Source organism: Chryseobacterium sp. GW821-FHT04C04 (genome assembly GCF_059420365.1).
On sequence record NZ_JBWKTO010000005.1, the window covers coordinates 394,703 to 420,210 of the forward strand.

Sequence of the window (25,508 nt, forward strand, 5' to 3'; positions counted from 1 at the left end):
AAAAAATAGAGATATCGTTAAAAATATTCTTTATTTCTATTTTTCCCATGAAAAACTAATACCATAAAAACAATAAGCATGATTTTAAAAAAAATCCCAATGCTCATTTTTCTTTTGTCAATATTCACGGCAAAAGCGCAAAATGAATTTATCACCATCTGGAAAACCCAGACCGCACAACAAATTAAATTTCCGGGAAGAGGAACCAATTTTCAGGTTTCCTGGGAAGAGGTTGGGTATCCACAACACAATGGAACGATGAATAATGTAACTTCTACTAAGGAATTCATCATCAATCTAGGCACCCCTTTAAATCCTCTATCATCCCAAGCCAGCTATAGAATTAAAATCAGCAACGGAAATGGAAGCTTTGATCAGGTAAGGTTTTTCGACAATACAATAGTCCCTACTTACAATGCTACAGACCGAACGAAATTGACCCAAATTGCTCAATGGGGAAATATAAAATGGAAAAGCTTTGACAATGCTTTTGTATTATGCAACTTTATGGACGTGACAGCAACTGATGCTCCTGACCTGAGCATGGCAACCAGTATGCGCCAGATGTTTTATGTGTGTACAGCATTGGTAGGCAATCCTTCTTTCAATACATGGGATACTTCTACTATTACAGATATGTATTATATGTTTGGAGATGCTGACCAGTTTAACCAACCGATAGGAAACTGGAATACGGCTAATGTCACAGATATGTCGTATATGTTTGATAATACAGCATTCAATAAGCCTCTCGGCGAATGGAACACATCGAAAGTGACCACCATGGAGCATATGTTTCATGAGGCTAAGAATTTCAACCAGGATATTCAAAACTGGGATATATCCAGTGTTACCAATATGAACGAAATGTTCCACCATACAGCTTTTAATCAAAATCTGGGAAAATGGGACCTCAGCTCACTGGTAACTGCTAATGATATGTTTCTCAATTCTGCGATGAGTTGTCTGAATTATGACAAAACACTTTTCGGATGGAGCCAGAATTCATCAACACCTAATAATATTACTTTATCTAGTGTTTCCCCAATAGTGTATTCTCATCCGGATGCAGTTACCGCAAGAAATTATTTGATCAATTCTAAAGGCTGGACTATATCAGGGGATGTTTATAATGCGCTATGTAATCAGACCCTTTCAACTTCTGAAATGGAGATGAGCAATAAAGCTTTCATCTATCCCAACCCTGCCAAAGATAATATTCACCTGAAAAATATTCCGAATGCAGTACGTTATATCATCACCGATATGAGCGGAAGAACTGTTGCCAAAGACCGCCTGGAAAATGATGAAATTCCTGTCAGATCTTTATCTTTGGGAAATTACATCCTGCAGGTGGTTACCAAGAATAAAATTCATTCCTTTCCATTCATTAAAAAATAACCGTAAAACCAATCACCATAAAATTTTAATCATGATTTTAAAAAGAATTCCGATACTCATTTTCCTTTTGCTCCTATTCATGGCAAAAGCACAACATGAATTCATTACAGTATGGAAGCCCAGCCTGCCCCCTCCTCCCAATGCTTATACAGGAATTCCTGTTAACTCAAACAATAATCAGATCTGGTTTCCCGGAAGAGGAACCAATTACCAGATCTATTGGGAAGAAATAGGCTATCCTTCTCATAATGCTACTTTAACGAATGTGACTTCTGCCTATCAGACCTTGATCGATTTCGGAGCCCCACAAAATCCCAACCCATCAGATGCTACTTATAGGATAAAGGTAAGTAACGGAAACGGAAATTTTCATCAAATAAGATTTGCAGACTGGGATATGCTAAATTATGACGCAATTGTAGGAGATGTTCATAAAATACTATTGATAGAACAGTGGGGAACTATTCAGTGGTCTTCTATGGAGCAGGCATTCCAGGCGTGCAAAATTTTAGATTTTACTGCAACTGATATTCCCGATCTGAAGATGGTAACGGATATGTCTTACATGTTTTCAGGATGTTATGATTTAGTGGGAAACCCTAGTATCAACAACTGGAATACTGCTAATGTAACTACTTTGCTGGGCACGTTTGCAGGATGTTTTGTTTTTAATCAGCCGGTTGGAAATTGGAACACTTCCAATGTGACAATGATGGGAATAACGTTCAACGTAGCAAAGCTTTTCAACCAGCCATTAGACCACTGGGATACTTCTAAAGTAACCGCCACGACAGCAATGTTTAGTATGGCTAAGGAGTTTAACCAACCTATTGGAAGTTGGGATATGTCTAATAATCTTGATGCTGAATTCATGTTTTCAAATGCTTCAAACTTCAATCAACCACTTGGAAACTGGAATACCTCGCAGATTATAGAAATGAATAATATGTTTTCCAATGCAAGGGCTTTTGACCAGGATATCAGCAACTGGGATACCCAAAATGTGAAAATTATGAGTAGCATGTTTAGCAATGCAGAGAACTTCAACAGTAATATTTCTCACTGGGATACAAGAAAAGTAGAATGGATGCAGGATATGTTCAACGGAGCCAAAAAATTCAACCAGGATATAGGAAAATGGAATGTAGCTTTAGTAAAAAGCACAAACAACATGTTCAATAATGCAATTGTCTTTAACCAAAATTTAGGAAGCTGGGATCTGAGTTCTTTACTATATGCTTCCAATATGTTTAAAAACTCTGCACTGAACTGCCAGAATTATGACAGCACTCTTTATGGCTGGAGCCAGAATCCTTCCATCCCTGACAATATCAATCTGTCTTCGGTTTCACCTCTTACTTATTCTCATAATGCGGCGGTAACTGCCAGAAATTATTTAATCAACAGTAAGGGCTGGACCATTAGTGGAGATACTTATAACGGAGAATGCCAGTCTCTCCTTGGAACTTCCGATCTAAAGTTGAAAGGTGAAATCAATCTGTATCCCAACCCTGCTGCAGATATCATCTATGTGAAAAACTCCAATGCAAAAGACTTTAAGATTATGGATCTAAGCGGAAGAATTGTTTTACATGGAAATGTAGTGAATGAACAGATTAATATCCAAGCATTAACTTCTGGGAATTATATATTACAGCTTTATTCAAAAGAAAATATTCAGAATTTAAAATTCATCAAAAAATAATCTTAAACATTCAACATGATACTAAAAAAAATCCCAATACTCATTTCCCTTTTATTGGTTTTGATGATGAAAGCTCAACATGAGTTTATCACCATCTGGAAGCCAGCCTCTACTGCACTACCGGCATTAAATGTAGATGCCCCGCATCAGGCTACCACAGAGCAGATATGGTTTCCCGGAATTGGTGAGAATTATGATATATATTGGGAGGAAGTAGGTTATCCCCAGCACAATGGTACCCTTACCGATGTAACTTCTACAAAACAGGTTTTTATTGATTTTGGTACATCAATCGCAGATAAGGATGATGCAAAATACAGAGTAAAAGTTACTAATGGCAGCGGAGTTTTCAAGCAAATAAAATTCGGATCTCCTCAACTATTTGTTGCTCCTGAACAACTCATTCCCATATGGCAGGTCAACGGAAGTGCAGATAAATTGTTAGAAATAGAGCAATGGGGTAATATCTCATGGACTACAATGAACAGTGCCTTCAGCCTATGCAGACTTATGGTACTTACGGCAACAGATACTCCGAAACTTAATAATGTGGATGATGCTTCTTTCATGTTTTTTGGGACTAACAGCTTTACAGGTGCCGGCTCCATGCAAAACTGGGATACTTCGAAAATCAAAAATTTCAGCTTTATGTTTTCACTTTTATTTGATTCTCCACCAGTCACAATGACAGATCAGTTTAATCCTCCTTATTTTGACACCTGGAATATGTCTTCGGCTACGAACCTCAGCTATATGTTTGGAAACAGAACTGTTTTTAACCAAACTCTCAATAGCTGGGATGTTTCCAAAGTGACCGATATGAGCTGGATGTTTGGCCAGTGCCTAAGCTTCAATCAGCGTCTGGACAATTGGGATACTTCCAATCTTGAAGATATGCATTTTATGTTTCATATGATCCCTGTTTTCAATCAGCAACTGAATTGGAATACTTCCAAAGTGACCAATATGGCGCACATCTTCCATGGATGCTCATCTTTTAATCAACCCTTAGAAAACTGGGATACAACTAAGGTAACCAAGATAGATCAGATCCTTACTGGTGCTTCAAGTTTTAATCAACCGTTAGGAAACTGGAACTTAGCTTCTCTTATTAATGGTAACAGTGCTTTTACTATGTCAGGCATTAATTGTGAAAATTACAGCAAAACACTTCTGGGATGGGCAGACAATCCCAATACCGCAAACAATGTTTCACTAGGTTCTTTAATAGGAATAAAATATGCTTCAAACGTTTCTGACAAAAGAGATATTCTCATCAATAAAGGTTGGGTATTAGGAGGTGATGCCGTGGGAAGCTGTTTATTGTCTTCATCAGATTTGAAGCTGAATAAGAAACCTCTACTTTATCCTAATCCTGTAGTGGATGATATTCACATTGAAGGCTTAAGCGATATTAAGAATTATAAAATCTATGATGCAAGTGGAAGACTGGTAAAGGAAGGAAATCCTAATAATGAGATGATCAATGTAAGCTCTTTACCAAAAGGAAATTATATGATACAACTTATCATGAAAGAAAAAACTGTTTCTTCAAAATTCATTAAGAAATAACGATAAACTCCTCTATATGGTATTGAAAAAATTATTGGCCAGCTTTTTTATTTTACTGGTATGTATAGTGAAAGCCCAAAATGAATTTATCACCATCTGGAAGCCCGCTTCTACTGTCATACAGCCTATCAATGTAAGTGCTCCCTATCAGGCAAATTCTGAACAAATATGGTTTCCCGGAATTGGTGAAAACTATGATATTGATTGGGAGGAAGTAGGTTATCCCCAGCACAATGGTTCTCTTACCAATGTAACCTCTACAAAACAGGTTCTTATTGATTTTGGGACATCCATCGCAGAGAAGGATGATGCAAAATACAGAGTAAGAGTGAGTAATGGAAATGGTATTTTTCAACAGATAAAATTTGGAGATGTACAGGAGTTTCAGCTTCCGGATCAGATTTTCCCGGTTTGGCAGATCAACGGAAGCGCTGATAAAATTCTGGAAATAGAACAATGGGGAAACATTGCCTGGACCTCTATGAACAGTGCCTTCAGTCATTGTAAACTCATTCAGATCACGGCTGCTGACACTCCCAATCTTAATAATGTTGAAGATGCTTCTTATCTGTTTTATGGTATAAAAAGCTTTACGGGAGCCAGCTCCATGCAAAACTGGGATACTTCAACAGTTAAAAATTTCAGATTTATGTTTGCTCTTATTTTTGACAGCATTAATACCACGCTTTCTGATCAGTTCAATTCTCCTTATCTTAATAGCTGGAACATGTCATCAGCAACTGATCTCAGTTTTATGTTTGCAGGAAGAGGAATCTTTAACCAAACATTAAACAACTGGAACGTTTCCAATGTAACTGACATGAAATGGATGTTTGCTCTTTGTCCAAGCTACAATCAACCTATGGATCACTGGGATACCTCAAGCCTTGAAGATATTCGTTTTATGTTCCACTTTGATTCTGCCTTCAATCAATCATTAAACAACTGGAATACTTCTAAAGTTACGAATATGGCCCATGCTATTCATGGCTGTACAGCTTTTAATCATCCTTTAGAAAATTGGGACATGACCAAAGTTACCAGAATAGACCAGATACTTAAGGAGACTCCTAGCTTTAATCAATCTCTTGCAAACTGGAATCTGGCTGCCCTTACTGAAGGTATGCAGGCGTTGACGGAGGCAGGAATAGATTGTGAGAACTTCAGTAAAACACTGGCAGGATGGGCTGACAATCCTAACACTGCCAATAATATTAACTTAGATATTGTAACACCTTTGACATACGCTTCCAATGCAACAGATAAAAGAAATATTCTTATCAATAAAGGCTGGGCGATGTCGGGTGATACGGTAGGAAATTGTTTACTGACTTCATCAGACGTAAAACTCAGAAAAAAACTTTTACTCTATCCTAATCCCGCAGTAGATGATATCCACATTGAAGGATTAGAGGATATTAAAAGCTATACAATTTATGATGCAAGCGGAAGACTCGTAAAGGAGGGAAATCCCAATAATGAGATGATTAATGTAGGATCTTTACCAAAAGGAAACTACATTTTGCAACTGATTCTGAAAGATAAAATAATCTCTTCAAAATTCATTAAAAAATAAAACAAAGAAGCCTCGCTGTACAGTGAGGCTTTTATTTTAAATTTAATGACCAACTATTTGTCAAAATGATTTGGATGCTGGGCTTTGATGTCCTCCACCGTTCCCAGTACTTTATCTTTTAAAGAATCTTGATATTTCTGAAGTTTTGCAGCTACTTCTTCATTACCGCTTCCTAAAATTTTTGCGGCTAGAATTCCGGCATTTAAAGCTCCGTTCAAAGCTACTGTTGCCACAGGAATTCCGCCAGGCATCTGAAGGATAGATAAAACAGAATCCCATCCGTCTATAGAATTACTGGACAAAATAGGAACTCCGATCACCGGAAGTGTAGTACAGCTTGCCACCATTCCCGGAAGATGCGCTGCCCCTCCAGCTCCTGCAACAATTACTTTCAGCCCTCTTTCCTTAGCTGTTTTTGCATAGTCGAACATTCTTTCCGGAGTTCTGTGTGCTGAAACTACAGTTAATTCATAAGGGATATCAAGGCTTTTAAGAAAATTTGCAGCCTGTTCCATGATTGGCAGATCACTCTGACTGCCCATAATAATTCCTACCATCTTCAATTTTATTAGATGTTCAAAGATAAATGTCTTCTTTTAAAATAACAACTTTATTCGTTTCTAAATACAGAAGGTGATATTCCTTTCATTTTTTTAAAGAACCTGTTAAGGTGGCTTTTATCAGTAAATCCAAACTCATCGGCTATTTCACTGATCCGCATATCACTGTATCGCAGACGGTTTTCAATAAGCTTCATCTTGTACTGAGCAGAATACTCATTTAATGTTTTTCCTGTATTATTCTTAAAATAACGGCCTACATACGTTTTCGAGATACCAAATACATTACTGATGTTTTCACTCGTCAGCTTTTTAGGATTATAAATATTCCCCTGAACATACTGAATAATGTCTGCTGCCTTATGATCAGTACTTTCATTGACTTCCAATATATTTTCCTTGACCAGATTCTGAGCCACTATCGTCAGAACAGCCTGTACAAGAAGCCGGACTAATTCATCATTATAGAAATTCTTACTTTGCATGGCAATCATCAGGCTTTCCATCATTTTTTTGATCACCAGATTGCTCTCCTCTCCTTCAATAACAGATCCCTGCAGCGTATGACTGGAAAAAACCTTTTCCAGCTGTTTCATAAATACAGGGGTCATGGCATGAAGCTGAAAAAAAACCTTATTGAATCTTATAAAAAAAAGCTGAGTTTTTGTTTTGAATATGAAACGATGGGAATCTTCCGGCACAAGCAAAAAAAGGTTTCCTTCATGGTAAGAAAATGTATTACCATTAATCTCCTGCTCCCCTTCCCCTGAAACGATATAAACAAGTTCAAAAAAACTGACGCTGTGATCTCCTCTCGGACATACCTCCGCTGGTTCTTTTAAAACAAGTTCAAACGGCTGCTGAAGAAAATCTTTTTTCATGACAATATTATACTCTTTTATCATGTAAAAATACAACATACTGAAGTGCCAAATCATAGAAATTTGCAGAATAAAAAAGAAAATAATGAATTCACAAATCAATAACAGAAAAATGCAAGCATTGGTATCAGAACAATTTGAAAAACCTTTTGTACTAAAAGAAATAGATAAACCTACCCCAAAAGATCATGAAGTTCTTATTCAAATCAAATCAGCAGGATTGAATCCTTTAGACCTTAAAATAAAAAAAGGACAGGCAGCTCATGCGAAGGTCACTCTTCCGGCTGTACCAGGAATTGACATGTCAGGAGTTGTGATAGAAACAGGAAAAAATGTAGAAGGTTTAAAAAAAGGAGATGAAGTATTTGGAATGATTGGTGGAGTTGGCGGCCATCAGGGAACTTTAGCAGAATATATTACTGCTGATGCGGAACACATTAGTTTAAAACCTAAAAACATCTCATTTCAGGAAGCTTCTGCTATCCCTCTGATATTCATTACAGCATGGGAAGCATTAGTTGATAAAATTAATATACAACCCAGTCAAACGATATTAATTCACGGAGGAGCCGGTGGTGTTGGTCATATGGCTATTCAGATCGCAGCAGCCATGGGAGCAGAAGTATATGCTACCGTAAGCCCGGATCATTTTGCGAGGATAAAAAATTATGGTGCTACTCCCATAGATTACACTACCATACCTGTTGATCAGTATGTGAATGAATATACTGCCGGAATTGGATTTGATGCTATAGTAGATACAATAGGAAATAGCGTGCTGGATGATTCTTTCTTAGCCGTAAAAAAATATACAGGACATGTAGTGAGCATTCTGGGTTGGGGAAATCATAACCTGGCTCCTTTATCTTTTCGTAATGCTTCTTATTCAGGAGTATTTACCCTATACCCGTTATTGAGTGGAGAGGGAAAAAAGCATCACGGTGATATTTTAAAAGCGGCTTCCCAACTTTTTGAAACCGGGAAACTGAAGGTTCAGCTCCATCATCAATCCTATACTTTAGATCAAATAGAAACAGCCTATGAATTCCTTGAAAACAGAAAAGCAAGCGGAAAAATAGTCATTACGGTTTCTTAACTGCTGCCAGTTCTATCCTGCAAATTGGCATCTGTACCAGCAAAAATCAAAGCAACTGTATCCATCAAAATCATTTTAAAACTGCTAAATTTGTTTGTTACACTTTGATTTACGTTGAAAGATTATAAACTTATTTTTGCTGTTCTTACCGTTGCCATTGTCTGGGGAACGACTTTTTTAGCCATCCGTGTTGCTGTGGAAACAATTCCCGCATGGTTTGTTGCGGGAATCCGTCAGTTTCTGGCTTCTGTCATTATGCTTTTTATTCTTCTTTCGAGAAAAGAATTCAAATGGATCGGCTGGAAAAGTTTAGGATATCAGATTGTTTTTGCTTCCCTGATGCTGGTGATTGCTAATGGGATGACCACCGTGGCTGAAGAAACCGTATCAAGCAGTCTTGCTTCGCTGATCAGTGCCTGCTCACCTATCCTGGTGTTTCTGGGGAGTGTGGCTGTAGGATTACAAAAGTTCAGCCTGCGGGCTCTTAGCGGCATCATATTATGTTTCAGCGGCATCCTTTTTATTTTTTGGGATGGACTTCAAGATCTCGCCAACCCGGATTACAGAATGGGAATGATTTTCCTTTTCTGTGCTATCGCAGGTTGGGCTTCCGGAACCATTTTTACCAAAAAATTAAACATCCAGAGCGGAAATATAACCTTAAATCTTTTTTACCAATTCCTGTTTGCCGGAATCGTTCAGATCATTCTGGCATTCCTGTTTTCTGATAATTACAACTTTGGAAACTGGACTGCAAAAAGCATTTCAGCCATGTTATATCTTTCTGTTTTTGGTTCTGTAGCCGCTTTTTTTGCATTTCATTATGCATTAACGAAAATTTCGCCGGTACAGGTTTCTATTCTGGCATATATCAATACCATTATTGCCATATTTTTAGGCTGGCTGATTATGGATGAAAAAGTGACATTTAAATTCATCCTTGCTGCTGTAATGATCATTTGTGGTGTTTTTATCATCAATTACAAACCGGAGATGTTCAAAAGGCAAAGGGTTGAATGATAACCATATTTTAAACCACAAAAGACACAAAAGTTTGTAAATCCTTGAGCTTTTAAAGTTATTATATTAATTTTTGAAAAGTTCACAAAAGCTGTTTAAGATTTATAAAAATAAATCATTACAAAAATCTGTGCTAATCTGCGTCATCTGTGGGAAATAACAATTACTGATCACTGTTATAAATTCCATTCACTTGTAACCATTTTAGAAACAGATCCGTCCACTCACCGGTATTAGTCCCTTTTTTACCCAAGCCCCAACCATGACCTCCTGATTGAAACAAATGCAATTCAGCAGGCACCTTATTATTTTTCAAAGCCTGGTACATCAGAATACTGTTTTCTACAGGAGAAATAGGATCATCTTCTGATTGGGCAAGGAAAGTGATGGGAGTCTGAGCGTTCACCTGCTTTTCAACTGAAAGTCTGATCTGATCCTGTGTATCAGAATTTTTCCCTAATAAAGATTTATAGGAATGGGTAGTATTGTTGGGTGGCAGCATCGACACTACCGGATAGATCATTGCTGTAAAATTAGGCTTAGCAGTAATCAAATCAGTGTCATCCTGAGGTGGATAATAAGATGTATCGAATGTAGAAGAAATATATCCGGCAAGGTGGCCACCTGCAGAAAATCCTAGCACTCCTATTCTATTGGGATCTATTTTATATGTTCCAGCATTCTTTCTAATGATTCGTAAAGCACGCTGTGCATCCTGAAAAGGAACTGATTTTGTTGCCCAGCCTTCTGAGGGAAGCCTGTATTGAAGTTCAAAAGCTGTAATTCCCAGGGATTTCAGCCATTCTCCTGCAGGATACCCTTCTGATCCTGATTCAATATGAGCATATCCACCGCCGCTGATGACTAAAACTGCCATTCCATTAGGATTTCCAGGCTGATGAATAATAAGTTTTGGGGTACTGATATGAGTAATGGAACCTTTGGCAGAGATGATACTTTCACCACCCGGCCCCGGTCCATCAGGGATTTTTGTCCATAAAGGGATAGTTGGTAAATTCTGTGCAGAAGTCTCTTGCTGCGCAGCAAAAAGATTGGCAGAAAACAAAAATATAAGTAGTCCTTTTTTCATTTGCTTTATGTATTTCTATGTATTGAAGATAATTAAAATTTATAGGTAAGTTTCAAAATTTCTTTACATTTGTTTAGGCACAATTATTATAACCATGAAGCAAAAATTATCTATCATTTACGTTTTACTTCTTCCTACATTGTATTTTTCTCAAAAAACAGAGCCCAGAGAAGATATCAAACTGAAAAGCTTTGATTATAAAATCTATATCGAAAGCAAGAAAGACCAGACCACTGATCAGGAACTCTATCTGATTCCGAATAAAGGAGATACCATCAGGGAAAATGCTCTTGTTAAAAAAACATCAGGAGAAGAAACACATAGAGGCATTTACAGAATCAACAATACAGAAATTCATTTTGTGGATATTGATCTTACCACAGAAAAAATGAACCATAAAATATACAGCCCTAATAAAAAAGGAGTGCTTACATTAGTGAAGGAAAATTCAAACCTAAGCTCTTACCCTAAAGACCTTCCACCAAAATTTAAAGACAATAAACCTCCACATCCTGAATTCGAAGGTGGTGATGCAGCATTGTATCAATGGATTGAAAAAAACGTGTATCCTGTCCTCGAAAAGAAGTATAAGAAAAAAGAGAAAGGAAATTCTGTTCTTATTTTAGATATAGATTCAAAGGGTGCTCCATCTTTCATAGAAATAAAAAATTTGAACGTTCCGGATACAATAAAAAAGCAACTCACTGATATCATAAAAACATCTCCTGCCTGGAAGACCAATATACAAGGCTACGACCTCTCAGGACTTGTTTTTATTCCTTTAGAATACTAAAGGACATAATCGGGCCATTTTCATATTCCCTCCATTTTTCTTATATTGTATACTCAACTTATACAATATGCTGAAAAACACATTTTTTTTATTTCTGGCCGCATCTTTTCTTTTGATAAGCTGTGACTATAAAGAGAAAGAGAAGAACCTGACGGACAGGGAAAAACAATTATTAGAGAAAGAAAAAGTATTCGCCAAGAAAGAGTCTGAATATCAGTCGCTCCTGAAAATGAGAGACAGTATTTATACAAAAAAAGATTCTGTAGTTATCGCGACATGGCCTGCAGAGATTTCCGGTCCCTGGAACGGAAAGGTAATCTGTACAGAATCCAACTGCAGTGAGTATGCTGTGGGTGACCAGCGTACCGATATCTGGGAATTCGATAACGATTCTACCCAGCCTATTACCAAAATCATCAATAACAATAATCTGGTAAGGCTGTACACAGGCAAATTTGAAAATAATGAGATCAGATTGTCTTTCAAAACAGATTCTACAGCTAAAAAGAATGTAGAAATGAGCGTTCTTCTTAATGATATTTCAGACAACAAGATCAAGGGTACAAGAAGCATCACTTCTGATGGCTGTACTGCCAAGTTCTCTGTTGAATTAGTACGTTCCACAAAATAAACACTTATGATTTTACTGAGTATACACAACCTGAGTCTTCCTATAGAAGATCCGGTACTGAAGTTCCTATTAGTACTGGTCATTATCCTTGCAGCACCTCTGCTGCTTAATAAAATTAAAGTTCCTCATCTGTTAGGACTTATCATTGCCGGAGCGATCATTGGTCCCAACGGATTCAATGTATTATCCAGAGACAGCAGTATTGTTGTGACGGGAACTACCGGATTACTGTACATCATGTTTCTGGCAGGACTGGAAATTGACATGGGGGATTTCAAAAAAAACAAATGGAAAAGTCTCACCTTTGGTATCTATACCTTTACCGTTCCTTTTGTACTGGGATATCTGGGAGGTTATTACCTTCTTCACTTTTCTATGCTGACTTCTATCCTGTTTGCCAGTCTTTTTTCTTCTCATACTCTTATTGCGTATCCATTGATAAGCAAATTGGGAATTGCAAAAAATAAAGCAGTTAACATCACCGTTGGAGGTACAATGATCACAGATATTCTTGCCTTATTGGTACTTGCCGTGATTGTGGGAATGTCTCAGGGTGATGTAGGAACAGAATTCTGGGTTAAATTATCGGTCTCTTTTGTAGTTTTTGCTTTAATTGTACTTATTGTATTTCCTATTATAGGACGTTGGTTTTTCAAAAGAGTGGATGATAAAATCTCACAATATATTTTTGTATTAGTGATGATTTATCTGGCAGCTATGCTTGCAGAATTGGCTGGTGTGGAAGCCATTATAGGGGCATTCTTTGCGGGATTAGCTTTAAACAGGCTTATTCCTCATACTTCTTCTTTGATGAACAGGGTTGAATTTGTAGGAAATGCGATCTTTATTCCTTTCTTCCTGATCAGTGTGGGAATGCTGATTGATTTTAAGGTTTTCTTTAAAAGCTGGGAAACGCTGGAAGTAGCCGGAATTATGCTTGTTGCATCGATCGGAGGGAAATATCTTTCTGCAGTGGCTACTCAAAAAACATTCAGACTGACCAAAGAAGAAGGAAAACTTATTTTCGGATTGAGCTCTGCTTCAGCAGCGGCTACACTGGCTTCAGTAATGGTGGGATACAACATTATCCTCTCTGAAACGGAGACCGGAGAACCTGTAAGATTATTGAATGAGCATGTCTTGAACGGAAGTATTTTACTGATCCTTATTTCGTGCACCATCTCTTCTTTCATTTCTATGGCTAGTGCTCAGAAAATTGCGGAAAGTGACAATGAAGATACTGTTTCCGGGAACACTCATGAGGAAGAGAATATTCTATTGGCCATCAACCACGAAGCAACTGTTGAAAGAATGGTGAACCTTGGAATCCTAATCAAAGCCCACTCTAATACAGAAGATCTGTTTGCTTTAAATGTCATTAATGAAGATAAAAATGAATCTTCTGTAAAAAACGCAGAAAAGCTTCTTCACCAGGCAACAGATGCAGCGGCAGCGGCAGATGTTAAATTACAGGCCTTAAAAAGATATGACAATGATGTCATCAATGGGGTCAACAATGTTATTAAAGAACAAAAAATTACAGACCTCATCATAGGATTGGAGGGTGAAAAAGGATTTTCTCCATCTTTTGTATATAACCTTTACAATGGCTATCTTCAGAATGATGATGTCAATGTATTGGTCTATCATGCAGCACAACCCCTTTCCACCATAAAAAAATATGCTGTGATGATTCCTGAAAATGCCCATCAGGAAGCAGGATTCTTCCATGCACTGCTGAGAGTATGGAATATTGCCAGGAATTCCGGAGCTACAGTTGCTTTTTATGCCCCTGAAAATATTATTGATATTCTACAGAAAATTATTAAAAAAGCCAATATAGAAGCAGAATTCATTATTATGAACACATGGCAGGACGGAGAAAGGACCGCTGCTCAGCTGAAAGATGATGAAGCATTGATTATTCTAATGGCAAAACGGGGTATGAAGTCCTATATTCCGCGAATGAGAATGATTCCGGAACTTCTGAACAGAAACCTGAATGATAATAATTATCTTTTGATCTTCCCTTTCTCAGAATATGATAAAAACAGCCCGGAAATACGCTCCGTAGGAAATCATGGAGATTTTGTGGAGATCGGAAATGTAATTCAGAAGATTTTTAAATAAAGCTTTTTAAAGCTGGAAGCTAAAAGAGGGATGCTGGAAGTTACCATAATCGAATAATAAGTTCTCTCTTTTAGTTTTCTTTAGTAAAATATCTCTGCCTTGATTGTAGATTCCATCACAACTATTATTTTAACAAAAAAACATATAAACCATTGAAAGCAAACAAAGTATTCCTGTTAATAGCAATTCTAAGCATACAAATGTCTTTTGCTCAGTTTGCTAAAATTGTAGACAAAGATGGTTATGTAAATGTGAGGGAGAATGCAGATGCTAAAAGTAAGATTGTAGGAAAGGTCAATTCTGATGAAATTGTCTACGCTTATGAACCGGATGAGAAGAACAAAAACTGGCTGAATGTTTATTATAATGACAAAATAGTAGGCTACATCCATAGTTCAAGAGTACAATTGATAGAATCTTACGAACCTGTTTCTCCTATAGTAAGGAATGAAAATAAAGCGGTTTTCAAATCTGGAAATATCAAGGTAGATATCATTTCAGGGAAGTTCAATTACAAGGAAAATAAAAAATTCTTTTCTTCATCTGATTATAACGGGCAAAAAATTGAGGATAAATATAAAGGGCAACCCATATGGGGAACAGACGGCACCATTCCTCAAACCTATTATCAATCTATTACGGTACAGATTGGAGATAAAAAAGTTCAAATTCCTAACCGGGAGATTGAAAATCTCTTTAATCCTAACAATGAATTTACGGAATGTCATTTTGACCGTAAAAACGATACGTTATATATCACAACTATTAATTCTGACGGAGCGGGAGGTTATGTTGCTCTTTTTAAAATTGTAAATAGAGAATATAAAGGAAAAATGATAACAATACCTTTTTAGAATCTATCAATTTCGTATTTTGGCTCAAAAAATAACCTATGAGACCAACTATCGGATTATTATTCTTTTTAGTTTCAATGATTATCTCTGCACAAAGCCTTACTCTTTCTGATAAGGAGCTCCGGCAGAAACTAGATTCCATCAAAGCAGAAGGAAACCTACTCTATTCATATGAAAGTGCATCATGGCATGCCGGAGATCTTGTAGGCAATAACAAAAATTTGGCTGAAAATACCGGAAGCTACATCACCTATCAAACCAACGATAATAATATAAAAACAGCTTTTCTTAATAAAAGCAGTAATCTGATCATCGCCGAATTTTCTTTTAAAAATAACCAAACAAAACCAATAGATGAAAGTTATAAGCAAAGAGAACTTAATGAAACTGAAAGCACATTAAAAAATATCCGATCAGCCATTATACCACAGTTATATGATCCAAAATATGAGGTAACGGTACCACAGGGATATAGTCTTAATATGATTATTATTCCGTTTAATGAAAACTATAAGGTATATTTAATACCAGGTACTGCACAGTCCGGAGTCATCCCCTTCGGAAATGATTATCTTTTTATTTCTGATAAAAAGGGTACTATTATTTCCAGTAAAAAATTTCATTCAAGGCTTATTCCGGCTTTTACGTCATTGGAAAACGGAGGTACTGTAACAATGGCTACCCACAGCCATTTAGTCACTAACCCTTTTATTTCTGCAACGGATATTTGTACTTTTAAACTCTATGCTCCGCTTACAAAACTGGAAGAATTTTCAGTTCTGTCAACAGCTTTAGGAAGCTATATCAAATACAATTATAAGAAAGACAGTATCGAGGTGGTTAAAAATCCTTGATAAATCAAAACAATTAAATCATCAATAGCATTAGATTTTAGCTTTTAAGTTTTGGCTAAAGCCAATTGAATCTATAATCATTTGTAAACGGGCTAAAGCCCGTTCCTTTTGAATAATGATATAACAAAGTAAAAGGGAGCTGTTTTATATTTAAAAACAGCTCCCTTTATTTATTTTAAACTGATATTACTCAGCAATCACTCTCACCATTCCTTTCACCTGTACAAGCTTTTCCATCAGCTCTTCTCTGGAATCTGCAAGGACGTTGATATGTCCCATTTTCCTTCCTGGTTTGGTTTCTGTTTTTCCGTACAAATGGATATAAGTTTCAGGTAACTTAAGGACATCTTCCATTCCTTCGTATACTACTTTTCCTTCATATCCTTCTGCTCCTACCAGATTAAGCATTCCGCTGTACGTGATGGCATCGGTATCTGCTAAAGGTAGGTTTTTTACCACACGGTACATTTGTTCAAACTGCGAATTGGTGTTCCCTTCCTGGCTTTGGTGTCCTGAATTGTGAAGCCTTGGAGCGGTCTCGTTCACCCATATTTTTCCTTCTTTATCAAGGAATAATTCGATGGCGAATAGTCCCGGAGAATTCACTGCATTCAAAAATTTCTCTGTAATAGAATCAATCTGCCCCTGAACATCTTCTGTCAGAAGAACCGGACATACATTGAAGTCCAAAAGATTAAGTTTTGGATCGGCAACCATTTCTGTTACCGGAAAAATATTAGTTTCTCCTTTTTCATTTCTCGCCACAATGACAGAGAGTTCCTTATCAATATCTACCAAGCTTTCAATTACTGAAGCTTCTGTCCATACATGCTGATAATCTTCTTCTGTTTTGATCACCTGTACTCCTTTCCCGTCATAACCTCCTGTATTCATTTTCTGAACAAACGGCAACGGCATGATAATTTTCTCATTGCTGTCCCATACCACCTGAAATTCCGGGCTTGGGATATCATGAGTTTTATAAAATTCTTTCTGAAGGATTTTTTGCTGGATTGTTTTGATGATATTGGCATTAGGAACCACTCTTATTCCTTGCTTTTCAAGTTCTGCCAATGCTTCGGCATTCACGTGTTCTATTTCAATAGTTACGACATCTTTATCTTTTCCGAAGTCCAAAACCGTTTCATAGTCATTAAAATTTCCCTGTGTAAAATACGAGATATTATGACATGGTGCATCAGAAGCCGGATCCAGAGTATAAAACTCATCATCATACTTCAGTGCACTTTGTATCAGCATTCTTCCCAGCTGTCCGCCACCCAGAATTCCTATTTTCATTTTTTATTTTTATTAGATTTATATCTTATTGAATTTTATCGATTTTTAAATAACCAAGCCCCATTGGATTCTCCTGATTTTCTGCATCAGATTTTTTAAGAACAATAGAATACTTTTCTTTCATATGTACCGGAAGAATATCACTCACATTGAAAATATCATCAATATCTACTCCATGCTTATCATCAATATGACTTACTGCTCCTTCAAACCCCATAGTCTGGTAAAACTCAGTAGCTCTTGCTCTTTTTACAATTTCTCCCATGGACAGCCCTACCATCAGATGCTGCTCATGAAATTCTTCAAAGAAACCAGGCTTATACCCTCCTAAATTGAGAAAAAACAATTGATCTTCTGATGACTTCTCTCCTTTTTCTACAATCTCCACTTCATATCCGTCAGCAAATTTTACTTCCTGATAACAATCCAGATGAATTTTACCTTCTGCTTCCTTCCAAAACTCTTTCATATCCGGAATCAAATCTTTAAGATTCTCTGCTATTCCGAAGAAAACATCGTGCTGCTCAATATTTCTTCCTTTAGGAGTTGCCCCAAGGATAACATAAAATAATTTCATTTCATTTTTCATGCATGCAAAAATACGTTAAATTTATCTTTTTCAAATGTTTGGCAGACTACCACAATAATTTTATATTTGTAACATTATTTGTAGTATGTCAGAAATCATCATACTCTTCCTTGGCGCAATTTCCGCTGGTCTTTTAGGTTCACTTACGGGTTTAGGAGGGGGAGTTATTATCATTCCTTTATTAACGCTGGGTTTCGGCGTTCCAATGCATTATGCCATCGGTGCTTCACTCATCTCGGTGATTGGTACCTCTTCCGGTGCGGCTGTAGCTTTCGTCAAAGAAGGTTTTACCAATATGAGAATCGGTATGTTTCTCGAAATAGCCACCACAGCCGGGGCTATTGCTGGTGCTCTGGTTTCAGGAATGCTTAACCCGAATACCATCGGAATTATTTTTGCAAGCATCCTGCTTCTTACGGTTATTTTGAATCTTAAAGGGAAGCCTGATCACCAGGAACCTCTGGTCAAAGGAAGTCTGGAAGAAAAACTGAAGTTATACGGGACATTCCCAGATAAAGGAGTATTAAAAAGCTATTCTGCAAGAAATACAGTTCCAGGATTTTTGATGATGATGTTCGCAGGGGCTATGTCCGGACTTTTAGGAATAGGTTCCGGTGCGTTGAAAGTATTGGCAATGGACAATATGATGAAACTGCCCTTCAAGGTATCTACAACCACCAGTAACTTCATGATTGGTGTAACGGCAGTAGCCAGTGCCCTGATCTATTTCCAGAGAGGGGAAATTATTCCTGTCATTGTAGCTCCGGTTTTGATTGGGGTTGTAATCGGAAGTTTTATCGGTTCAAAAACACTGATGGTATCGAAGACCAAAAAATTAAAAGTATTTTTTGCCATTGTTATCACCATTCTTTCGGTTTATATGATGTATAACGGTATCAACAAAAGCTTCAGATAATGAAAAAGAATTTTACAGATGTAGATCTGAACCGCTCCGTAGGAAATCTTCTTAGACTGGGTGTTATTCTGTCTGTGGCAACCTCCCTGATTGGTTTTATCAAGTTATTTTTTGAAGGGTTTAAAATGCCTGAAAAATACACCAGCCTTGTGGTAGGTACTTCTTCAGAGAAAGTATGGAGTCATTTCTGGAATTCCCTGTGTAAAGGGGAAGGTATGGCTATTATTCAGCTGGGGATCCTTTTGTTGATCTTCACTCCTTTAATGAGGATTGTTTTCGCTTTAATAGGCTATTTAAAAGAAAAAGACTACGTATATGTAGTCATTTCTTCTATTGTTTTAGCGATTATGGCAGTGAGTTTCTTTGCAGGCTACGCCCACTAATTTTTATATTTCATAAAACTCCAACGGCAATTGGTCCGGATCCTGAGTAAAGAAAAATTCTTTTCCGGTGAATTCGTCTATGCGGATTTCTTCGCAGTTCAGGCCCTTTCGTATCAGTTCATTTCGTTTTTCTGTAACATTGTCAACGGAGAAGGCAAGATGTCTTAAGCCGCATGCTTCCGGACGTGACGGACGCTGAGGTGGATCAGGAAAAGAGAATAGTTCTATGACATAATGCTCTCCAATGGCCAGATCAAGTTTATAAGATTGTCTCTCTTCACGGTAAACTTCCCGAATGATATTCAAATCTAAAATTTCTGTATAAAATTTCTTTGAAACTTCATAATCTGAACAGATGATTGCAATATGATGAATTTTCATTTTTTTAATTTTTATTATTGTATTTCTTTACAGTTATCCTTTCTTCTCGTGTCAATAATATATTGAATTTTCCACTCATTATTCTGCTTCACCAACTGAAAACTATTTGCTCCACAATGAGACAGCTTTCCTTTTAAATAAAAAGAATAAGGCGTAAACACACTTGCCAGGTTTCCATCTGTATGAATGGCTTCTATGATAATTCTTTCATCCAGATCTCCTTTTGGAAATTTAGAAACTGAAGCAATAAAATCCTGTATGCTGTCACTTTTTACAGTACCGTCTTTGGCAATAGTCTGAAGAACTGCATTCTCCGAAAAAGCTGATTTTACAAGCTCAGAATCTGCATTTTTCATGCCAAGGAATAGGTTGCGGATCGGTTTTTCAATATCCTTATTTTGCTGACCAAAAGCTGAAATACTGACCAGCAGAAACAGTGCCATAATTTTACTCATAGAATATTATTTAGATAAATAAAAATAGATAAAATAAAATTTAAATTGATTAACAAATTTTAAAAATCATTTTCCTTAAATTGTGATCAAAATTATTTCATCGCTTTTATATGTGGATTATTTATCTGGTTCTGGCCATACTTTTAATGGTCTTGACAATACTGCCAAAAATTCAGCATTCTCACTGGATATTCCGGGTTCCTGAATTTGCTAAAATACAGGTTACTTATCTTATCTTTTTCACTTTGCTATTAGGATTTTTTACTGATTCTAAAGAATATTTATGGTATTACCAGGGCGTTCTGCTGGTCTTGTTTGTTCATCACAGTCATACTCTTATCAAGTACACCCCTTTCTACCCCGTAAAAAAGCACAGACAGCGTTACAAATCTTCTGATCAACTTCATTTTATTTCAGCTAATGTCTATCAGTTCAATAAAGAGTATGAGAAATTCATTAGGCTTATTAAAAAGCATAATCCTGTTTTTTTCATGACCATGGAAAGTAACGGAGATTGGGAAAAAGCAATGAAACCTTTAGAAAAAGAATATGCTTACCAACATAAGGTGACCCTTGAAAACACCTACGGCATGCATTTCTATTCCAGGATTGAAATCAAAGAAGCCATAACTCATTATTTTGTAGCAGATGATATTCCGAGCATTGAGGTACACCTAAAAACAGCTGATGGCTTTTCTTTTGTTTTCTTTGGTGTTCATCCTCCACCGCCAAGTCCTACAGAAGAGGAAACTTCAAAGGAAAGAGATGGTGATCTTCTAAGCACTGCCAAACGTGTAAAAGACATCAAAAAACCGGTTATTGTAGTAGGAGATTTCAATAATGTTGCCTGGTCAAGATCATCTGTACTTTTCAGAAAAACAAGTCATCTGATAGATCCGCGAATCGGGCATTCTTTTGTTTCTACCTTCCATGCGAAATACCGTCTTTTAAGATTTCCTATCGATCTGATGTTTCACAGTGAAGATATTTTTATTAAACAGCTGAAGACATTGGAAAATTTTGGTTCAGACCACCTTCCGGTATACTGCGAATTTTTTATAGATCATCACAACGATGAACAGGAAGAATTGATTGAAACAGCAACGTCCGAAGAGAAAGCAGAGGCCGAAATAATGATAGAGGAAGGAAAAAAAGAAGATGGCGAACGGGAAACTGTTGTTACTGAAGATTAATAAAAAAGTGGGCTTTAGCCCACTCCTATTGAATATTATTTATTTAAAATCTCATCACATCCTTCACTACTCCATTTTTCTGAGTGTGCTGTAATAATTCAGCTTCAATGAAGGCTTTAATCTGCTCTTCGGAACCATTATTTGGAAACAAAAGATGAACATTCGCTCCAGCATCCAAGGTAAAGAATAAAGGAAGCCGTGTTTCTCTTCTGAAATCCCAGATCTTATTGATAACTTCCAGTGTTCCTGTTTTCATCAGGATAAAAGCAGGATCGCTCATCATCATCATAGCATGCAGGGTAAGTGCTTCATGCTCTACCAATTTGATAAAACGGTCCATATCGCCGATTTTCAGGATCTCTTTCATGGGAACAAAGTTCTCCCTGGCTTCCTGGAATCTCCTTTCTGCGTAAGGATTGGTATTCATCAAACCGTGTCCCACTGTTGACGAAACACTTTTTTGTCCTTCATGAATTAACAAAACCCAGTCATTAAAGTTTTTAAATACCTCATGAATTTCTGTATCAGGATACTGTACTCCAAATAGATCAGAACTTCCTTCTACTTCATCAGTTTTTCCCCATACAACAAGTCCGTTGTATAAACTTCGGCATGCACTTCCACTTCCAAGTCTTGCTAAAAATGAAGCTTTTCTCAAAGATTCTTCTGCAGACATTTTCTCTGTAAATGAAGCATCCAATGCCATCAGACATTGTGCAATGGCTCCAAATCCTGAAGCTGAGCTTGCTATCCCGGAACTGTGTGGAAACGTATTTTCTGTTCTGATGATATATTTTCCTTTTAAAATCCAGGGAATGTACTGTTCTATATTTTTGAAATATTTCTCAATTTTTTCAGCAAATTTCAGCTCTTCATTTCCAGCCAGAAAAGTCTGTACTGAAAAAGGCTCATCCGCTATAAATTCCATTGAAGTATTGGTTTTACAGTGGTTTAGCGTATAGCTGATACTCGGATTGGCAGGAATCTGATTGTCATATTTTCCCCAATATTTAATCAGGGCAATATTAGACGGACAGCTTTCTGAAACCGTTTGTGTATGAATGCTGAAATTTTCTTTTCCTATAAATTCTTGTGTCGTCATCGTTTAATTTAAGTCATTATTTTGAACCACCCTGTCAAAAATTCTTTGAATTTTCGCCCCCCTTCCAAGGGAGGGGAATTTTCACATCTCCAGTTGTAATTGACATGAAAACAAGAGATCAAAAAAATTTTAATACATCTTCTCTATAATATCTGCATATTTTTTGATCACCACATTTCTTTTGACCTTCAATGTAGGAGTGATTTCTCCTGTATTGATATCAAATTCTGCAGGCATCAAAGTGAATTTCTTCACTTTTTCATAGTCTGCCAAATGATCCTGTAATTCTTTAATTTTTTCTTTGTAAAGGTTGATTACCTTCTCATTTTTTACAGCCTCTACCCAGTTGGTAAAAGGAATATTATTTTTCTTGATATAATCCTGTAAAAATTCAAAATTAGGAACAATTAACGCCGAAACAAACTGTCTTCCTTCCGCAATCAGCATGATCTGCTGGATAAAATTATTGTTGGTCAAAAGGTTTTCAATCTGTTGTGGAGCGATATATTTCCCATTGGAGGTCTTCATCAGATCTTTGATTCGGTCTGTAATAATCAGGTTTCCTTTATCATCAAATTTTCCTGCATCTCCGGTTTTGAACCATCCGTCTTCCGTGAACACTTTCTGGGTTTCTTCAGGTTTGTTATAATATCCTTTCATGATCCCGTTTCCTCTCGCCTGGATCTCATCACTTTCTCCGATACGCATTTCTACTCCCGGCAAAGGTTTTCCGCTAGTACCATGTTCAAAATGAGTGAGAGGGAAAAGAGTCAATGTTGCGGTAGTTTCTGTTAATCCATAACCAACAGTCACGTGAATTCCCACTGAATCAAAGAAACGGGTAACTTCCGGTGACAGAGAAGCGCCACCACATGGTAAAAACCAAAGTCTTCCGCCCATTTTGTCTTTAATTTTACTGAAAACCAGCATATCTGCAACAGTTTCTTTAAATTTTAATACAAAAGGAATCGGTTTTTCATTTCTTTTCAATTCAGCAGTTTCCCATCCGGTTTTTAGCGCCCAGTCAAAGATTTTCTTCTTCAATGATGAACCTTCTTCTGCTTTTTCCAGGACTCCGGCATATACTTTCTGAAAAAATCTTGGTACCGCACACATCGCAGTAGGTTTTACTTCTTCCAGTGCTTTAGCTATATTTTTAGGATCTTCCAGGAAATAAACTCGGGCACCGCCGTATAAACACAGTAAGCTCCAGCTTCTTTCAAAAACATGGCTTAAGGGTAAGAATGCCAGTGAAAGCTCTTCTTCAAAGTTTTTAAACTTAAAAAATTCAAAGTGAGAATCGAATGCTTTAATGAAATTTCCATGGGTAAGCATTACGCCTTTTGGAATTCCGGTGGTTCCGGAAGTATAAATCAATGTGGCAGTATCATCATTTTCTTTCTTACAGAACTCCAGCTTTAATGAAGCTTTTGCAATAAAGTCTTCAAGATAAAAACTATTGAATTCCTTCTTGATCCACACTGCTTTTTTGGAAACAATAATGGTTTCCAGATTATTTTCTTCTTTATGTAAAAATTCTAAACAAGCATCATACTGCATTTGGTTTCCTACTAAAACAACTTTAGCTCCGGAATCGTTGATGATATGTTCTGCCTGTTCAGCATTATTGGTTGAATAAATTGGGACCGTAACAGCACCAATTGCCATTGAAGCAAGGTCTACGATCATCCATTCGGATGAATTATCTGAATAAATAGCCACTCTGTCATTTTCCTGAACACCCGCTTCTTTTAAGGAATTGGCTGTTTTAAAAATAATCTCACTGAATTTTTGCCAGCTCAGCTCTTTCCAGGCTGCATCTTTCTTTTTAAATCCGATGGCCGCTTTTATAGGATGTTTTTCTACATTTTTAAGGATAATTGCCTCTGCAAGATTCATTTCTTCAGCTTTTTGTCGTTAATATAATTATTCAGGTGAAAGTCTATACTTTCTTTTACAGGAATAAACTGATAATTCAGCTTTTCTTTGACTTTGTGATTGGAAATGGTGTTGAATGATGAAATGGCCTCAATATTTGATTTGGTAACCATTTTCAGTTTCGGGATCAGCCATCCGAAAAGGGTGTTGGCAATTCTTCCGATATTTAATACGGATTGTGAAAGAATTCTGGCATCTTTAAGCCCCAAACGGGTTCTCACTTGTTTTGCCAGGTCAGCATACCGGTTGTTTTCAGCCACAATGATAAAACGTTCTCCAAAAAGATTATTTTCCATCAGGCCAATCGCAGTATTAGCTACGTCTCTTACATCAACGTAGGCAGAACCACCGGAAAAGGTAAAACTATTATCTTCAAAAGTCGAGAAAAGCTCCCCGCTGCTTTGGTTCCAGTTTCCACTTCCTACGATCATTCCCGGATTGATGATGATTGTATTCAGACCTTCTGCTGAAGCTCTCCATACTTCCATTTCAGATAGATGTTTTGAAATAGCATAAGCAGAGTGTTCCAGTTTTGGATTAAATTCAGAATCTTCATCCAACTCTCCTTTTTCATTGAAATTATCAAGAACGGCAACAGAACTTACATGGAGAAATTTTTTAACGTCTGATCCTTCACAGGCAAACAACAAATTTTCTGTACCCTTGATATTTGTACGGTACATTTCTTTTTCATCTTTTGGATGAAAACTTACTTTTGCGGCACAGTGATACACCTCATCTACACCTTGCAGTGCAGTTTTCAAAGAATCCAGATCATCAAAATCTACGTTTACCCATTCGATCTTATTGAAAAAATCGTCGGGATTCTCCGTATAAAAGCTGTATGAATGCTTTACTTCGTTTAAATTGCTGCCCGGTCTTTTGGAAGCACGTACATTTTTACCTCTTTTAAGAAGTTCCAGTACAATTATTCTTCCCAGAATTCCGGTAGCACCCGTTACAAAAATCATTAATTATGTTGCTTGATTGCTGACTAAAATATAACAATATTTTCTATCCGGCAATTCTTCGGAATCCTGTGAAAATTCCTCTGAAAAACCGATTTTGCAAATTTGCGATTTTTAAAGC

Annotated in this window: 24 protein-coding genes; 14 read left to right on the top strand and 10 right to left on the bottom strand. The window is 36.9% G+C overall.

Translation table 11 applies throughout. The features are described 5' to 3' along the window. Positions 1-99 precede the first annotated feature (99 nt). Genes AC07UM_RS18630 through AC07UM_RS18645 form a run of 4 tightly spaced genes read left to right on the top strand, consistent with a single transcriptional unit; the run spans position 100 to position 6,254 of the window. Positions 100-1,401 (top strand): BspA family leucine-rich repeat surface protein, encoded by a 1,302-nt coding sequence (locus AC07UM_RS18630; RefSeq protein WP_494681543.1) that lies wholly within the window; start codon positions 100-102, stop codon positions 1,399-1,401. A 31-nt stretch (positions 1,402-1,432) separates the two neighbouring features. After that, complete coding sequence (locus AC07UM_RS18635) at positions 1,433-3,106, top strand: BspA family leucine-rich repeat surface protein (protein ID WP_494681544.1); 1,674 nt, start codon at positions 1,433-1,435, stop codon at positions 3,104-3,106. Between the two features lie 15 nt (positions 3,107-3,121). After that, positions 3,122-4,678, top strand: coding sequence for a BspA family leucine-rich repeat surface protein (locus AC07UM_RS18640; RefSeq protein WP_494681545.1), 1,557 nt, complete (start codon positions 3,122-3,124; stop codon positions 4,676-4,678). Between the two features lie 16 nt (positions 4,679-4,694). Then, a complete protein-coding gene (locus tag AC07UM_RS18645) occupies positions 4,695-6,254 on the top strand; it encodes a BspA family leucine-rich repeat surface protein (RefSeq protein ID WP_494681546.1) in 1,560 nt (519 codons plus the stop codon). Between the two features lie 53 nt (positions 6,255-6,307). Here AC07UM_RS18645 and purE read toward each other — a convergent pair whose 3' ends face one another. Both purE and AC07UM_RS18655 read right to left on the bottom strand, forming a co-directional pair. Continuing rightward, positions 6,308-6,811, bottom strand: coding sequence for a 5-(carboxyamino)imidazole ribonucleotide mutase (gene purE / locus AC07UM_RS18650; protein ID WP_494681547.1), 504 nt, complete (start codon positions 6,809-6,811; stop codon positions 6,308-6,310). Positions 6,812-6,864: 53 nt separating this feature from the next. Then, complete coding sequence (locus AC07UM_RS18655; protein ID WP_494681548.1) at positions 6,865-7,695, bottom strand: AraC family transcriptional regulator; 831 nt, start codon at positions 7,693-7,695, stop codon at positions 6,865-6,867. An 85-nt stretch (positions 7,696-7,780) separates the two neighbouring features. On the opposite strand from AC07UM_RS18655, the gene AC07UM_RS18660 reads away from it, so the two are divergent. Both AC07UM_RS18660 and AC07UM_RS18665 read left to right on the top strand, forming a co-directional pair. Continuing rightward, complete coding sequence (locus tag AC07UM_RS18660; RefSeq protein ID WP_494681549.1) at positions 7,781-8,791, top strand: zinc-dependent alcohol dehydrogenase family protein; 1,011 nt, start codon at positions 7,781-7,783, stop codon at positions 8,789-8,791. A gap of 114 nt (positions 8,792-8,905) precedes the next feature. After that, positions 8,906-9,811 (top strand): DMT family transporter, encoded by a 906-nt coding sequence (locus AC07UM_RS18665; protein WP_494681550.1) that lies wholly within the window; start codon positions 8,906-8,908, stop codon positions 9,809-9,811. A 163-nt stretch (positions 9,812-9,974) separates the two neighbouring features. On the opposite strand, the gene AC07UM_RS18670 is transcribed toward AC07UM_RS18665, so the two are convergent. Then, a complete protein-coding gene (locus AC07UM_RS18670; RefSeq protein ID WP_494681551.1) occupies positions 9,975-10,901 on the bottom strand; it encodes an alpha/beta hydrolase in 927 nt (308 codons plus the stop codon). 94 nt (positions 10,902-10,995) lie between these two features. Here AC07UM_RS18670 and AC07UM_RS18675 point away from each other — a divergent pair, with 94 nt between their 5' ends. The 5 genes from AC07UM_RS18675 to AC07UM_RS18695 all read left to right on the top strand — a co-directional run bounded on the left by AC07UM_RS18675 (position 10,996) and on the right by AC07UM_RS18695 (position 16,163). Continuing rightward, complete coding sequence (locus tag AC07UM_RS18675) at positions 10,996-11,694, top strand: hypothetical protein (protein WP_494681552.1); 699 nt, start codon at positions 10,996-10,998, stop codon at positions 11,692-11,694. 67 nt (positions 11,695-11,761) lie between these two features. Further along, entirely contained in the window at positions 11,762-12,325 is a 564-nt protein-coding gene (locus tag AC07UM_RS18680) for a hypothetical protein (RefSeq protein WP_124533828.1), read from the top strand. A gap of 6 nt (positions 12,326-12,331) precedes the next feature. Then, entirely contained in the window at positions 12,332-14,455 is a 2,124-nt protein-coding gene (locus tag AC07UM_RS18685; protein WP_494681553.1) for a cation:proton antiporter, read from the top strand. A gap of 152 nt (positions 14,456-14,607) precedes the next feature. Continuing rightward, positions 14,608-15,309 (top strand): SH3 domain-containing protein, encoded by a 702-nt coding sequence (locus AC07UM_RS18690; protein ID WP_494681554.1) that lies wholly within the window; start codon positions 14,608-14,610, stop codon positions 15,307-15,309. Positions 15,310-15,347: 38 nt separating this feature from the next. Next, positions 15,348-16,163, top strand: a complete 816-nt coding sequence (locus tag AC07UM_RS18695; protein WP_180564314.1) for a hypothetical protein — start codon at positions 15,348-15,350, stop codon at positions 16,161-16,163. Between the two features lie 186 nt (positions 16,164-16,349). On the opposite strand, the gene AC07UM_RS18700 is transcribed toward AC07UM_RS18695, so the two are convergent. Beyond that, positions 16,350-17,462 (bottom strand): 5-(carboxyamino)imidazole ribonucleotide synthase, encoded by a 1,113-nt coding sequence (locus AC07UM_RS18700; RefSeq protein WP_494681555.1) that lies wholly within the window; start codon positions 17,460-17,462, stop codon positions 16,350-16,352. 25 nt (positions 17,463-17,487) lie between these two features. Continuing rightward, positions 17,488-18,039: a DUF1543 domain-containing protein gene (locus AC07UM_RS18705; RefSeq protein ID WP_494681556.1), complete on the bottom strand. Its 552-nt coding sequence runs from the start codon at positions 18,037-18,039 to the stop codon at positions 17,488-17,490. Positions 18,040-18,136: 97 nt separating this feature from the next. Between AC07UM_RS18705 and AC07UM_RS18710 the strand changes: the two genes are divergently transcribed. Together AC07UM_RS18710 and AC07UM_RS18715 are read left to right on the top strand one after the other, a co-directional pair. Beyond that, the gene (locus tag AC07UM_RS18710) at positions 18,137-18,967 is read left to right on the top strand and encodes a sulfite exporter TauE/SafE family protein (protein WP_494681557.1); all 831 of its coding nucleotides are present in this window, start codon (positions 18,137-18,139) and stop codon (positions 18,965-18,967) included. After that, a complete protein-coding gene (locus AC07UM_RS18715; protein ID WP_109737959.1) occupies positions 18,967-19,350 on the top strand; it encodes a DUF1634 domain-containing protein in 384 nt (127 codons plus the stop codon). Before AC07UM_RS18710 ends, AC07UM_RS18715 begins: the two co-directional genes overlap by 1 nt. Positions 19,351-19,353: 3 nt before the next feature. Here AC07UM_RS18715 and gloA2 read toward each other — a convergent pair whose 3' ends face one another. After that, entirely contained in the window at positions 19,354-19,731 is a 378-nt protein-coding gene (gene gloA2 / locus AC07UM_RS18720; protein ID WP_494681558.1) for an SMU1112c/YaeR family gloxylase I-like metalloprotein, read from the bottom strand. 14 nt (positions 19,732-19,745) lie between these two features. Further along, on the bottom strand, positions 19,746-20,186 hold the full coding sequence (locus AC07UM_RS18725; protein ID WP_494681559.1) for a nuclear transport factor 2 family protein: 441 nt from the start codon (positions 20,184-20,186) through the stop codon (positions 19,746-19,748). A 110-nt stretch (positions 20,187-20,296) separates the two neighbouring features. Here AC07UM_RS18725 and AC07UM_RS18730 point away from each other — a divergent pair, with 110 nt between their 5' ends. Then, the gene (locus AC07UM_RS18730) at positions 20,297-21,379 is read left to right on the top strand and encodes an endonuclease/exonuclease/phosphatase family protein (protein ID WP_494681560.1); all 1,083 of its coding nucleotides are present in this window, start codon (positions 20,297-20,299) and stop codon (positions 21,377-21,379) included. Positions 21,380-21,422: 43 nt separating this feature from the next. Here AC07UM_RS18730 and AC07UM_RS18735 read toward each other — a convergent pair whose 3' ends face one another. From AC07UM_RS18735 to AC07UM_RS18745, 3 genes are all read right to left on the bottom strand, one after another. Continuing rightward, positions 21,423-22,481, bottom strand: a complete 1,059-nt coding sequence (locus AC07UM_RS18735; RefSeq protein WP_494681561.1) for a diphosphomevalonate decarboxylase — start codon at positions 22,479-22,481, stop codon at positions 21,423-21,425. Positions 22,482-22,610: 129 nt separating this feature from the next. Continuing rightward, on the bottom strand, positions 22,611-24,380 hold the full coding sequence (locus AC07UM_RS18740) for an AMP-dependent synthetase/ligase (protein ID WP_494681562.1): 1,770 nt from the start codon (positions 24,378-24,380) through the stop codon (positions 22,611-22,613). Next, the gene (locus AC07UM_RS18745; RefSeq protein ID WP_494681563.1) at positions 24,377-25,390 is read right to left on the bottom strand and encodes an NAD-dependent epimerase/dehydratase family protein; all 1,014 of its coding nucleotides are present in this window, start codon (positions 25,388-25,390) and stop codon (positions 24,377-24,379) included. Before AC07UM_RS18745 ends, AC07UM_RS18740 begins: the two co-directional genes overlap by 4 nt. Positions 25,391-25,508 lie beyond the last annotated feature (118 nt).